The following is a 12,364-nucleotide window of genomic DNA, read 5'->3' on the forward strand; positions in this document are numbered from 1 at the left end:
ATATCAATAACTTTGGGTATGCTTGCCTATTTTTTCTCGGACATCAATGATTTATTATATACGTTCTTTTCGTTGTTTAATCACAAGCATTTATTTATCGAACGAAATAAATAATATATTGTACTGCGGAGTTTCTTTATCTGCAAGCTTTTTCTTATATTTGCACACTTTTTATGGCAATTGGCGCTGAATTTAAACCTTATGTAAATTTTTTGCTTTTCATTGCCAGCAAAAACAAATAATTTATACTATTAATTTTGCCGTAAAAACGGTAACAACATTTATTGAAGCAAAGGGGAAATATGCCTTTAAGAAAACTTAGAAACATTGGGATTGCTGCACATATTGATGCAGGTAAGACAACATGTACTGAACGTATCCTGTTTTTTACAGGAGTAAATCGAAAAACGGGAGAAGTTCACGATGGACAGGCTACCATGGATTTTATGAAACAGGAACAGGAACGAGGCATTACTATTGCTTCTGCTGCAATATCATGTTCATGGAACGATTCCCAGATAAATATCATTGATACTCCCGGACACGTTGATTTTACTGTAGAAGTAGAAAGATCATTACGCGTTATTGATGGGATGGTTGCTTTATTCTGCGCAGTTGGTGGCGTGGAGCCGCAAAGTGAAACAGTATGGAATCAGGCCGACAGGTACAAAGTTCCCCGTATCGCTTTTGTAAATAAAATGGACCGTACAGGAGCTGACTTTAATAGCGTGGTAAAGCAGTTAAATAAAAACCTCGATGCTAAAGCAATTGCACTACAACTACCAATGGGCGCTGAAGATAGTTTCGTTGGGATGATTGATGTTATTGAGCGTAAAGCATACACATTTGTAGATAAAGAACGTATCGAATCGGAAATTCCTGAAGAATATAAAGCTGCTGCTGAAGAAGCAAGAAATATAATTGCTGAAAAACTAGCTGATTTTAATGAAGAAATCATGTCACTTTTCCTTGATGAAAAAGAAATTCCAAATGAATTATTAAAAAATACAGCTCGTGAAGCAACATTAAAACTACTGATAACACCGGTATTTTGTGGCGCTGCATATAAAAATAAAGGCATTCAGCTTTTACTTGATGCGATTGTGGATTATTTACCATCACCCCTGGATAAAGGCGCAATTATCGGAACAGATATAGATGATTCGGAAAAAACACGTACAAGAAATCCTTCTGCTCATGAACCTTTTTCTGCTCTTGCGTTTAAAGTGATACACGACCCATTTGTTGGACAACAAACTTTCGTAAGAATTTATTCAGGAACACTGAAAAGTGGATTACAAATTATGAATTCCACGAAAAGAAAAAATGAACGGATCGGACGAATTCTTAGGATTAGCGCAAAAGACAGGGAAGAAATTTTTGAAGCCGGTCCCGGCGATATTGTTGCATTGATTGGAATGAAATTCACTAAAACAGGCGACACTTTATGCGATATGGAACACCCGCTTTTACTAGAATCTATTCATATTCCTCAAACTGTTGTTGAATTAAAAATAATGCCGCCCAAACCCAAAGATCAGCAGAAACTTGGTGAAGCTCTTGGAAAACTAGTAAATGAGGACCCTTCTTTCAGGGTACGTTTTGATGAAGAAACTGAAGAAACAGTTATTTCAGGAATGGGCGAACTGCATCTTGAAATTATTATCGATAGGTTACGACGTGAATTTAATTGTGAAGTTGAAGTTGGCGAACCTGCTGTTGCATTCAGAGAAACAATAACAGCAGAAGAAGAATGCGATTATAAATATGCTAAACAATCAGGTGGTAAAGGACAATTCGCACGTACAGTAATGAGAATTGAACCAAACGAAGGAAAAGGATTTGAATTTATTGATAAAATCAAAGGTGGTGCAATTCCATCGGAATACATTCCTTCGGTTCAGAAAGGAATTTTAAAAACACTGGAAAAAGGCATTATTGCAGGGTTCCCGGTTGTTGATGTAAAAGTGGTATTAATTGACGGCTCCTTCCACCCTGTTGATTCATCAGATATGGCTTTCCAGACATGTGCTTCCATATGTTTTAAACAAGCTTTCATTAAAGCAAATCCAATTCTTTTAGAACCGGTAATGAAAATCGAAATCAACACACCTGACGATTATATTGGCGATGTAGTTGGTAATTTAAATAAACGTCGTGGTAAAATTGAAGCCATGCGCCGTTTCCGTAAAGGTTCACAAAAATTAAACGGATTTGTTCCATTAATGGAAATGTTTGGATATGCTAATCAGTTAAGGAATATATCCAGTGGTAGAGCAAATTATTCAATGGAATTCTTTCAATACATGCCCACACCAAAAAGTGTACAGGAAGACGTATTAAAGAAACTGGAAGAAAAGAAAAAAGCAAAAGCTTAAATAAAATTTATTATGATTATCTCAAGTTGTGGGTTAAAATGCGATGAATGTGAATTCTTCGGAAACAAATGCAATGGCTGTAAAGCAGTAAAAGGTCAAACTTTCTGGGCGTTGGAAATGATGCCAAATAAAACCTGTCCTCTTTTTGAGTGCGCCATAAACCAGCGTAAATACAATGATTGCGGCGATTGCAAAGAATTACCCTGCGAATTATTTTTAAAAATGAAAGACCCGAATTCCACTGAAGAAGAGCATCAGGCATCGCTAAAAGCAAGAGTAGCATTGCTTAAGGAAAAGATATAACGTTTGTTTTTCCGTCATGGCAGAGTTTATCGTTTGCTGTTCGTGTTGTTCTGTTATTCTATTGCTCTATTGCCATAACGTTTTGCTGTTGGTACTAAAGGTCATTAGTAATTGATTAAAAAAATGTTAGCTAAAAACGATTGGCTGCTAAGCATACAGCAGAAGGAATTTTTTCTTGTTAACTGAATTTCATAATTTCAATTAATTTCATTTTCTATTTTCCACAGCAAAAAAATCACCCATTCACCATTTCTCCCATTCATTTCTTTCAATGATTATCCGAATAAATCTGTATCATCAGCTTTTTCCGCGTCAAATCAGCGTCTGATATATGAATCTTTCTATTATTTAAATATTCATACAATAAAAGGATATTCAATTTTTTCCAGGAACAATCCTTTGGCAGGAACTGAATAACCGGCATCGGAGCGATTTTTATTTTCAATAATTTTCCGAAAATCATCAAGACTGATTTTACCTTTGCCCACATCTACAAGTGTTCCAACAATTGCTCTTACCATATTTCTAAGAAAACGATCAGCTTTAATGGTAAATATCAGCATATCATTTTCTTCGTTCCACTCTGCATACATTATTTTACAATTGTTCGTTTTCACATCGGTATGAAGTTTTGAAAAGCTTGTAAAATCAGTATATTCAAATAATATTTTTGAAGCTTCTTTCATTTTTACAACATCAATATTTCCGTAAACGAACCATGAATACTCTTTATTAAAAGGATTTTTTGTTTTTGAAATATAATATTTATATGTTCTTGAAACAGCACTAAAACGCGCATGAGCCGATGCTTCCACATCAATAATTTCCGAAACCGAAATATCTTTACTTAATATTGCATTGAGCCGATAGACAATATCTTTTTTTTCTTCATCCGAAAGTTTTTTATCTAAATCAAAATGCGCAAAATATTCACGTGCGTGAACACCAGTATCTGTGCGGCCTGCACCTGTTACTTCAATTTCTTCTGAAATAATTATTGATAAAGCTTTCTCTAATCCCGATTGAATGGTAACAGCATTATCCTGCGATTGCCAGCCATGGTAATGTGTTCCATCGTATGAGAGCTTTATAAAATATCGCGACATAATTATTTTAAAATCTTTAAAACAAAATTAAGAATTAAACTTTGACATCATTATAATAAAGTATTAATTCAATAAAGCATCTGCTTCTTTTTTAAAGTCATACTGCAAATCTTCGTGCAATTTTCCCATTGCTTTATGTAACCTTTTTATTTGATTCAGGTAAATGTTTTCAAGAGCCACGCTTTTATTTAAGGGCATTTCAGCATTTTTTATTTTCATACAGAAGTATAAAAGTAATTCTGTTTCAGTTTGTGCAGAGCCGGAATATTTTATATATTTATTTGTATTTCTTAAAATCTTACGCAGACTTTTCTTAATATAATATACGTTACTCATATTAATCTCATCAAACTTTTCATCAATCTCGCTTTTTATATTTGTTTTATAAGACTCTTCGTCATGCGCATGAAAAAGCAGGTAAGTTAAAAGTTCTTTATTATCCTTTTTATATTTTGCGAGGCGCATGCAAAGCGCCATCACCCTGGCAGGCGAAAGCGTACCCAATTCATTTTTTATCTCACTAAGCGAAAAAGCCTTCATAAACATTACATAACCTTCAAACATTTTTACAAATATACCCTTTTTATAAGGTAATAGCATTTATAAAAACCCGATTAGGTTTAATTTTATTTTTTTATTTCAAATATTATTATTTTCTTTGTGCCACATTTTTATAAATTAGTAACACAATGCAGGTAAAACGTTTTGGAGTTTCATTAGAGGAAGATATACTAAAAGCCCTGGATGAGTTGGTGATGAAGAATAAATTCCCCAATCGTTCACAGGCTATCAGGAATCTTATTAAAGGAACTTTAGTTTCTGAGAAAGTTGATAAGAATAAAATTGTTGCCGGCGCTATTGTTATTGTTTACGACCATCACAAACGCGAACTGAATAACAAATTAATGCACGTTCAGCACGATTATCACGAACTGATATTATCTACACAACATGTTCACCTCGCCCACGACCTTTGTCTTGAAACTATTGCTGTTAAAGGAAAAGCGCAATCATTACTTACATTGGCCGATAAAATAGTTGGGACAAAAGGTATTAAACATGGAAAATTTGTGATGACCGATATCGAATAATTTTTTTTAAAAATAAAGTAACACGATTATTTAATAAAGTAACATACCATGAATCTATCAAAACATATTATATATATTTTTTTATTAGTCACAACACCTGTTTACATACAAGCACAGCTTCCCTGCATTACAGATAACACAGGTACTCTTGGTAAATACAACGGACAAATTGAAATAAGCAACGGATTGGGCTTTCATAACGAGCATCGATGTATAGAAAATTCTACGGAAATTGCACCGGTATTTACTTTTGGACTTCTGGATAATATGGATTTGGTAATCGGATATCCATTTCTTTTTTCGAATATTCAGGATGATTCAGGCATTACCAGAGTAGCAGGATTCTCAGATATAAGCATTGAAGTAAAATATTGTTTTTACAATAATAATAATTTTTCAGTTGCAATAAAACCCGGCTTATCTTTTCCAATGGGCAAATATGAACAAGGATTAGGCAGTGGAAAAATAAGCAGTTCTGCATTTCTTATTTCATCGATTAATTTATCCCCTGTTGAAATAAACTGCAACATTGGTTATATACAAAATGCAAATAAATGTGGTGATGCACTTAACATTTGGCATTTCTCTCTTGCCGCCGATTATTCAACAAAACAAAACCTACATATTATTCTTAACTCAGGAATTGAAAAAAACCCTGATTCCACCGATAAAACGTATCCGATATTCGGATTAATTGGCATTTATTATTGTATTAATGATAATTGCGAAATAAGTACAGGTTATAAACATGGAATAACTTCAGCTGAGACACAGCATTCTTTCATATATGGTATAACATTAAGATTTTAAATTATGCACATTCCCGATGGATATTTAAGTCCGCAAACCTATATTCCTTTAGCAGCGGCATTTGTAACAGTTACTGCTATTGCAGTAAAAAAAGTAAAAAAGGAGATTTCAGTAAAAAATATTCCCTACCTGGGAATGGCTGCTGCATTCTCATTTATCATTATGATGTTTAATTTACCAATACCTGGTGGAACTACAGGACACGCAGTTGGTTCGGCGGTTATTGCAATTATACTTGGGCCGTGGACAGCAACAGTTGCAGTATCTGTAGCACTTATAATACAAGCTTTAATTTTTGGTGATGGCGGCATAACCGCTATTGGGGCTAATTGTTTCAACATGGCTATTTTTATGCCCTTTGTTGCATTTTATATTTTCAAATTATTCAATGCAAATTCACTAAATAAAAAAAGAGTATTTTTCTCTTCTTTTTTATCCGGTTATATTAGTCTTGTTTTAGCAGCTGTTTTAACTGCGGTTGAATTTGGAGTTCAACCACTAATAGCCACGGATCCTGACGGCAAAGCATTGTATTGCCCATACGATTTATCTATATCAATTCCCGCAATGGCTATAGAACATTTAATATTATTTGGTATTGCAGAAGGCATCATTACTGCATTAATTGTAAGATATTTTCTTAAAAATGAACCGGGAATAATTCATTCAATCCAGAAAGGAGTAGCTAATGAAAATAAATAAAACACAAAAAAGAATATTAATAATTTTAATTGTATTATGTTTGTTGACCCCAATCGGAATTCTGCTTCCTGTGTTTTTTAATGCAGGAGACGCATGGGGCGAATGGTCGGCTGAAACAATGAAAGATTTAATAGGTTATATACCCGAAGGATTAATGAAATATTCTGATACCTGGAAAGCTCCTGTACCTGATTATACGGTAAACAGCGAAGACGCATCCGTTGTTCATCAATCGGGATATTATATTGTTTCAGGAATAATGGGCGCTAGTATTTCATACATCGTGATGCTTTTGTTTTCTAAATTAATTGCAAAAAATGGAAAATAAAATTCCTTCATATCTACTAAACACTGAAGAAATAAATATTCACAGTTTCCAAAGGAATAAACTTCCTTTTATTGACAGAACTATTCACAATTCTGCAAAAGCAATAAAATCAATATACACACAAGCCGAAAACGCTTCGAAAAAAAACATCATTAATGAAATCAATCCTAAAATAAAATTCATATCATTACTCTACATTGCTATAGTAATAAGTCTTGCAAATAATATCTTTTCTCAATTTTTATTAAGCTGTTTTATCCTGCTAATCATTATCTCTTCAAATCTCAACATTTTAAATATCTACAAAAAAATACTTTTTATTGCATTTATATTTGGACTTCTTGTTACGCTTCCTGCATCCCTGAATGTCATTACACCGGGAAAAATTATTTTAAATATTTTTTCTTTTTCCGAATCAACAAAATTCTGGATTTATCATGTTCCCGAAAACATTGGGATTACAATGGAAGGACTCGGAGTTGTAGCATTATTTTTTTTAAGAGTATTAAACTCCGTTTCATTTGCATTGCTTATTGTTTTCACAACTTCATTTCCTGCTTTTATAAAATCATTTAAAATTATTGGTATTCCTGATACTTTCCTGATGATAATCTCACTTGCATACAAATTTATTTTTATTCTTTCAAAAACAATTGAAGAAACTTACATGTCTTTAAAATCAAGATTGTTTGGTAATGTAAAAAATAAAAATATCAGGAGAATAATCACAGGCAGGATCCATTTCATTTACAGGAAATCGAATTTAACTTATGAGCAAACCTATCAGGCAATGCTTTCAAGAGGCTATATGGGAAAAATAAAACTCATATCAGAAAAGAAATTATCGACAACAGATTATATAGCTTTATCAATTGCTGTCACATTCGGGATATTCATAATCATTATCGGGTAAGATGGAAAATATTATTGAATTACAAAATATAAGCTATTCTTATTTTAATAAAATAGCAGCTCTGAAAAACATAAATCTTAAAATAAACAGGGGGGAAATGTTTGCTGTTATTGGTCAGAACGGAAGTGGAAAATCAACCCTGCTTCACATTATTAATGGCTTGATACAAGCAGAAAGCGGGAAATATTTATTCAAAGGAAAAGAAGTAAGTGACAAAAGTTTAAAGGATAAAAATTTCTCATTGGAATTTCGTAAAAGCATGTCGTTTATATTTCAGAATCCCGAAATTCAACTCTTCTGCCCTACTGTTATGGACGAATTATTGTTTGCTCCTCTTCAACTGGAAATTTCAATTGAAGAAGCGAAAGAAAGAGTTGAAAAAACTTTGGAATATTTAGGAATAACCGAATTAAAAGATCGTCCTGTTTACATGCTTTCCGGCGGCGAAAAAAAGAAGGTTGCCATTGCATCATCATTAACAATAAACCCGGAAATCATTTTAATTGATGAACCGCTGGCTGGACTTGACCCAAAAACACAAACATTTTTTATTGAACTAATCCTCGAATTAAATAAAGCGGGCAAAACAATAATCTTCACAACTCATCATCTCGACCTGATAGACCATCTTCAGCCAACAGTCGCAGTGCTTTCGGAAGAACATACTATTCAGAAAATTGGAACAGCTGCAGAAATTTTAACTGATGAGGAATTTTTAATAAGCGTTAACCTTATTCATGAACATATTCACAGGCATGGCGAAGAAGTTCATAAACACTATCATTCACACTATGTCTTTCACAAACATTGAATTTCTGTCTTGAAAAGAAAAGTTATGATTTAAAAATCATAATAGAAATTATTCAGGCTTGTACGAAGTCCAAAATACACAAAGGTGCTGTGTTTATCAGCAACTGAAGAAGATTCCGTTCTATCAGAAACACCAATGGAAATATTTAAATTTGTAACAGGATTAACAAGATAGCTAATTCTAAAATCTTTATACATTAACTTTGTTTTAATACCTTGCCCAATGAAATTACCATATTCATGCGGATGTGTTTCATATGATTCAAAAATATCTTTACCATAGTTTACACCGGCACTATCAGCGCCATACACGGCATAATTAAACTTTAACTCTGCAAAAAATCTTTTGTAATTGTATTTTAAAAATGTAACCGATTCCCTGAAATTCGCTCCCAGCGGATGCGCCAGAGCTTCGTTATAATGCCCATAATTTTGCAGTGAGGTACGGCTTGAATAAGTATATGGACGTACAATATTATACTCTGTTTGAAAATATAAATTCTTTATTCCAAAAATATCAAACGATTTCAACCCGATTTGTTCAGCTTGCTTATTTCCCCACCAACCGCTATCAGACAATACTTCATGAATTTTAAATTCATCAATCATCAACTGACCATAAATAACATTGCTTCTTCTGATTTTATATGAAACATTTAAGCCAAGTAATGCATTATCCGGCGAACCTAGTGAAAATTCAACAGGTCTGAAGAAGATTATTGGATTTAAATAATTAACATCAAATCCTCGATAGCCTGTACTGTCAGCAGCTTTCCAAATTATTGCCTCAAAAAGCCCAACATTCAATCTTCGTGTTATAGCATAACTTAAATAATGAAAAGTTCCATATTTTTTCTTATAACCTAAATCGTATGCATGTGGTGTTTTTAAATCCTGAAACTGTGCATAAAGGTTAACATACTTAAGTCGCCAAACGTTGGTGGTTATTTTAAAATATGGATAGTTAAATGCATTATCTGAAAGTAATAATGAGCGATAACCATCACCAATAAAATTCTTCCCATGCCCAAATTGCAGGTTTACATATTTTGTAGGAGTGTATGAAATATATCCACTAGCCCATGCATAATCAAAACCATCACCTTTAAATTCTTTTATCTGGCCTTGCCCGGGAACCACAATATTATGTTTTATACTATTATCAAGATAATCAATAAACGTTGCTTGGTTTTCGTAAAATGTTGTAAAAAAAGAAAATTTATTTTCTATCGAACCTTCAACCTGAAAACCGCGCGTATTCACAAATTTATTACTACTGCTATCATTTAAATCATTACCTAATTCAAAATTAAAAACCGGATTTATCAATAATTTCAAACCTTCTTTATCAAGACTTATCAAGCTTTCATTAAAAACTTTATTAAAAATTCCATTACAAGCTTTTCTCTTGAAATTACTTCTATAATTATTTTGATTCTTTACCGAGTCAATATTTATTTCTTTATTTACTTCAGAAGTTAACCAAGGTTTAACAGCTGTATGAAAACTATTCCGTGGGAAATATAAACTTCTTGAAATATCATTGTTATAATCGTTAATTAAAGGAAAGTTTAATTGTTGAGAAAATAGCGGAGAAAATGAAAAAAGAATAAATGATAATAAAAGAATATTTTTTTGTTTCATAAAATTTTATTTGTCTTCAAGTACCACTGTTTCTATATTTTCTTTATCACCACATTTATTATTTTTCGATGGCAAAATTGCGTTTTTCAGTCTTCTTAATATCATTGTGATTGGAATCAAATATAAAAGCGTAGCAATAACAACAAGAGTAAGAGTAAGCCAAAATATTCCGATATGCTGTAATTGATAAGCAATTATTATAAATACAATTGTAGAAATAGACAATATTAAAGTAGCTTGCGAATGGGAGTATCCTAAATCAAGTAATTTATGATGAATATGCCCTCTATCTGCTTTAAACGGTGACTGCTGACGCATAATTCTTACAATCATCACTCTGATTGTATCATATAAAGGAAGAAAAAGTACAGCAATTGAAACAGCAGGCGATGACGCAATATAATATTTACCTGTAGTTACAGCATCAGCCTCATTAAACTCAATGACTAATACAGCAATAATAAAACCTATTAATAATGAGCCTGTATCACCCATAAAAATTTTATATTTTCCTTTAGATAAGTTATATGGCAGAAAACCAATAAGTGCTCCTGTTAATGAAAACGAAAGTATAGCACATTGATAATTTTCAACCAAATAAAACCAAATTCCAAATGCTAAAGAACAAACCATTCCTATTGCAGTTGCAAGCCCATCAATACCATCAATTAAGTTAAATGAATTTACCACAACAATAATTACAAACATGGTTAGTATAAAACTAAATAAGTATGGTATTTCAGTTATGCCAATAAATCCGTGCAAGTTTGTGAACCTTACATCGGCAAAAACAATAATAATAGCAGCTGATAAAATTTGCGTAGCTACTTTACTAAATGGAGAGATAACAAAAATATCATCTTTAAGTCCACTAAAAAATATCAACAAACAACTAGCAGCAATAAAAGGTAATTCGGGAAAAGGTGTATATGAACAAAAAATTAATGCCGAAAATTTAAAACCCGCAAAAATTGCTATACCTCCTAGTGTAGGAACTGCACCTGAATGCGATGTCCTACCATTAGGTAATGCACATAACAACTTTGCTTTTGCCAATTTAACAATAGGCGGAACAGACATATAACTGATAATTAAAGCTGAAAGTAAAGCTACAGCAATAATTATCCAATAATCAATATAATTCATTAACATTTCTTAATTCCAAAAAATTTCGCAAATTTACTTATAAAACTCCAATATTTTACGATAAAAAACAAATTATATAAATAATAAATTTATTCATATTTTTTTTAAATATATACAATAAAAACACACAAATCAAGCAAATAAACCAAGTACCTTACTTGATTTAATATTTTTAAATCGGAAATTGTACGTATTTAAATTTAAAAAGTTCCATGTTTTCCAATACAAATACTTTAAATCCCGATTCTCGCAAATCAAAATTTACAAATTAATAAAAAACTTTTTAATAAAAAATGAATGAATTTATAAATGGTAGGAAATTGGGGATAAGTGGTAAGGTTGGGTTGATAGATGATATTTATTTACAATCCTTTCCCTTTTAACATTACGATTATACCCTTCCAGATAATATTTATATCAAGCATCAATAAATTAAAAGATGAAGAATTGATATATTTGTCAATATATTCATATTCGTAAATAGGATTTCCCATTTCAGGAGTTCCTTTTTTAATATGCCCAAGGCCCAATAATCCCCCTCGAATAAGAAACCTTGTAACATTACCTTGTTGCAAATCTCTTTCATAGTGATGGATAGCCAATGGTCTGGGACCAACAATAGACATATCTCCTTTTAAAACATTAAAAAATTGCGGTATTTCATCTAAATAAAATTTCTTCACAAATTTTCCTAAATGAGTTCTTGATTCAGGTGTCCATTCTTTTGAAAATGCATGCCAGTCTCCTTTTGCTTGTAATTCTTTATCAATATATTTTTCTTTAATTAATCTGATTTTATATTTTTTAAATATTCTACCGGCACTAACAGCATTATAATAAAAAAACAAAGGACCTCTATTTTCCGGAATTAATATTCCTTCTATTAAATTAAAGATTAATAGACATAGTAATATTGGAGAACAACATAACAAAATTAAAAAAGACACAATCTTATCAAAAATCAACTTGAATATAGGTACTTCCAATGGTTTTTTTATTTCAAATAGACTTTTATATTTAATCTTTATCTCTTCTGTAGGAGGCTTATATGGAAAAGCTTCCTTGGGTTCTTGATTATTTGACATTTTTTATAATGATTTAATATCTATTAATGAACAATCATAAATAAGTAA

The 12,364-nt window shown here is 31.9% G+C and carries 13 protein-coding genes; 8 read left to right on the top strand and 5 right to left on the bottom strand.

Annotation, left to right across the window (positions count from 1 at the left end; all coding sequences use genetic code 11):
* Nucleotides 1–302: 302 nt before the first annotated feature.
* Nucleotides 303–2,378 carry an elongation factor G gene (gene fusA, locus PKK00_09840; protein HNW98695.1) on the top strand — a complete coding sequence of 692 codons (2,076 nt, stop codon included), beginning with the start codon at nucleotides 303–305 and terminating at the stop codon, nucleotides 2,376–2,378.
* Nucleotides 2,379–2,390: 12 nt separating this feature from the next.
* On the top strand, nucleotides 2,391–2,681 hold the full coding sequence (locus PKK00_09845) for a DUF3795 domain-containing protein (GenBank protein ID HNW98696.1): 291 nt from the start codon (nucleotides 2,391–2,393) through the stop codon (nucleotides 2,679–2,681).
* A 356-nt stretch (nucleotides 2,682–3,037) separates the two neighbouring features.
* Here the strand turns inward: PKK00_09845 and truA are convergent, their stop codons facing one another.
* Both truA and PKK00_09855 read right to left on the bottom strand, forming a co-directional pair.
* Complete coding sequence (gene truA, locus PKK00_09850; protein ID HNW98697.1) at nucleotides 3,038–3,787, bottom strand: tRNA pseudouridine(38-40) synthase TruA; 750 nt, start codon at nucleotides 3,785–3,787, stop codon at nucleotides 3,038–3,040.
* 63 nt (nucleotides 3,788–3,850) lie between these two features.
* The gene (locus tag PKK00_09855; protein HNW98698.1) at nucleotides 3,851–4,351 is read right to left on the bottom strand and encodes a hypothetical protein; all 501 of its coding nucleotides are present in this window, start codon (nucleotides 4,349–4,351) and stop codon (nucleotides 3,851–3,853) included.
* 125 nt (nucleotides 4,352–4,476) lie between these two features.
* On the opposite strand from PKK00_09855, the gene nikR reads away from it, so the two are divergent.
* Genes nikR through PKK00_09885 form a run of 6 tightly spaced genes read left to right on the top strand, consistent with a single transcriptional unit; the run spans nucleotide 4,477 to nucleotide 8,442 of the window.
* Nucleotides 4,477–4,878 carry a nickel-responsive transcriptional regulator NikR gene (gene nikR, locus PKK00_09860; protein ID HNW98699.1) on the top strand — a complete coding sequence of 134 codons (402 nt, stop codon included), beginning with the start codon at nucleotides 4,477–4,479 and terminating at the stop codon, nucleotides 4,876–4,878.
* 48 nt (nucleotides 4,879–4,926) lie between these two features.
* Nucleotides 4,927–5,688 carry a transporter gene (locus tag PKK00_09865; GenBank protein HNW98700.1) on the top strand — a complete coding sequence of 254 codons (762 nt, stop codon included), beginning with the start codon at nucleotides 4,927–4,929 and terminating at the stop codon, nucleotides 5,686–5,688.
* Nucleotides 5,689–5,691: 3 nt separating this feature from the next.
* Nucleotides 5,692–6,390, top strand: a complete 699-nt coding sequence (cbiM, locus tag PKK00_09870) for a cobalt transporter CbiM (protein ID HNW98701.1) — start codon at nucleotides 5,692–5,694, stop codon at nucleotides 6,388–6,390.
* Nucleotides 6,377–6,718, top strand: coding sequence for a hypothetical protein (locus PKK00_09875; GenBank protein ID HNW98702.1), 342 nt, complete (start codon nucleotides 6,377–6,379; stop codon nucleotides 6,716–6,718). The genes cbiM and PKK00_09875 overlap by 14 nt, the downstream gene beginning before the upstream one ends.
* Nucleotides 6,708–7,631, top strand: coding sequence for an energy-coupling factor transporter transmembrane component T (locus PKK00_09880; GenBank protein ID HNW98703.1), 924 nt, complete (start codon nucleotides 6,708–6,710; stop codon nucleotides 7,629–7,631). Before PKK00_09875 ends, PKK00_09880 begins: the two co-directional genes overlap by 11 nt.
* 1 nt (nucleotide 7,632) lies before the next feature.
* On the top strand, nucleotides 7,633–8,442 hold the full coding sequence (locus PKK00_09885; protein HNW98704.1) for an ABC transporter ATP-binding protein: 810 nt from the start codon (nucleotides 7,633–7,635) through the stop codon (nucleotides 8,440–8,442).
* Nucleotides 8,443–8,471: 29 nt separating this feature from the next.
* Here the strand turns inward: PKK00_09885 and PKK00_09890 are convergent, their stop codons facing one another.
* The 3 genes from PKK00_09890 to PKK00_09900 all read right to left on the bottom strand — a co-directional run bounded on the left by PKK00_09890 (nucleotide 8,472) and on the right by PKK00_09900 (nucleotide 12,316).
* Complete coding sequence (locus PKK00_09890) at nucleotides 8,472–10,085, bottom strand: hypothetical protein (protein HNW98705.1); 1,614 nt, start codon at nucleotides 10,083–10,085, stop codon at nucleotides 8,472–8,474.
* A 6-nt stretch (nucleotides 10,086–10,091) separates the two neighbouring features.
* On the bottom strand, nucleotides 10,092–11,231 hold the full coding sequence (locus PKK00_09895; GenBank protein HNW98706.1) for an MraY family glycosyltransferase: 1,140 nt from the start codon (nucleotides 11,229–11,231) through the stop codon (nucleotides 10,092–10,094).
* Nucleotides 11,232–11,593: 362 nt separating this feature from the next.
* Entirely contained in the window at nucleotides 11,594–12,316 is a 723-nt protein-coding gene (locus PKK00_09900) for a sugar transferase (protein ID HNW98707.1), read from the bottom strand.
* Nucleotides 12,317–12,364 lie beyond the last annotated feature (48 nt).

It is taken from the genome of Bacteroidales bacterium (assembly GCA_035353855.1).
Classification (GTDB): Bacteria; Bacteroidota; Bacteroidia; order Bacteroidales; family CG2-30-32-10; genus DAOQAK01.